Genomic DNA, 1,073 nt, shown 5'->3' with positions numbered 1-1,073 from the left:
ATTAGATAAAATCTATCAAACAGCGTAAGTGTTCAATTTATTATTGCAATTTACGTAAGAATAATAATTATTGGGATAAGAATAAGGTTAAGCTAAGTACTATTAATTACAGCGTTCAAAAAACGCCATCAACTGACTATAACCTGTATCAATCAGGTAAGTTGGATGCCGCTTTGTTGGCACCACAGGCTACAAAGCAATTGAAACATCAATCAGGCTATACTATTAGACCAGCTTCATCTACTCAATATTTGCAATTAAATGAGAAAAATAGACTTTTTAAGAATGCAGATTTCCGTAGAGCACTTTCGTTATCAATCAATCGTAAAGCTTTAGCTTCCTCAGTAGGTGGGGCCAATAAGCCAGTAACTACTTTTTCACCAGCTAACATGACTGAATTTAATGGTAAAGATTATACGGCTTTAGTTAAAACAGCTGAAACAGATAAGGTAATGACATATAATCCTGCGTTAGCTAAAAATTATTGGAAGAAGGCACAAAAGGCTTTAGGTCAAAGTAAAGTTAACTTTACTTTGCTAACTTATGACGATGATGATGCTAAAAAGGCTGGGGAATATTTGCAAAGTACTATTGAATCTAATTTGAAGGGAGTCAGTGTTAAAGTTAACAGCTTACCTAAGAAGACTGCATTAGTACGTGGCCAAAGTGGTAATTTTGATGCTTTGCTCATGGGTTGGCAAGCGGACTTTACTGATCCAATTTCTTTCCTTGATTTGAATACTACAAATGCATCATATAATTGGAGTAAGTGGGCTAATAAAGATTACGATAAGTATGTTGCCGCTTCAAAGACTACTGGTAATATGGATGATCGTTTTGAAGATTTAGCTAAGGCTGAACGTGTATTGTTAACAGAACAGGGAGTAGTACCTTTGTATCAACCTGCCGAAGCTTGGATGGTTCGACCAACGGTTAAAAATGTTGTTTACAACGGTGCAGGTGCTAATTATAACTTTAAGTATGCATATGTTGAAAAATAAATATTAATTAAAAAAATCGTAAATTGCAATAATAACTTGAACACTTTTGTTTAGGCTGTTTGATAGATGCGA

Annotated in this window: 1 pseudogene; it reads left to right on the top strand. The window is 34.5% G+C overall.

The features are described 5' to 3' along the window. Nucleotides 1–50: 50 nt before the first annotated feature. Nucleotides 51–1,001 (top strand): annotated as a pseudogene (locus CP355_RS09995) (peptide ABC transporter substrate-binding protein); the annotation flags it as partial. Nucleotides 1,002–1,073 lie beyond the last annotated feature (72 nt).

This window comes from Lactobacillus sp. UMNPBX4, assembly GCF_002554115.1.
Taxonomy (GTDB): domain Bacteria; phylum Bacillota; class Bacilli; order Lactobacillales; family Lactobacillaceae; genus Lactobacillus; species Lactobacillus gallinarum.
Note: the sequence above shows the minus strand (reverse complement) of the source record. Positions and strands in the feature narration are given on the sequence as shown.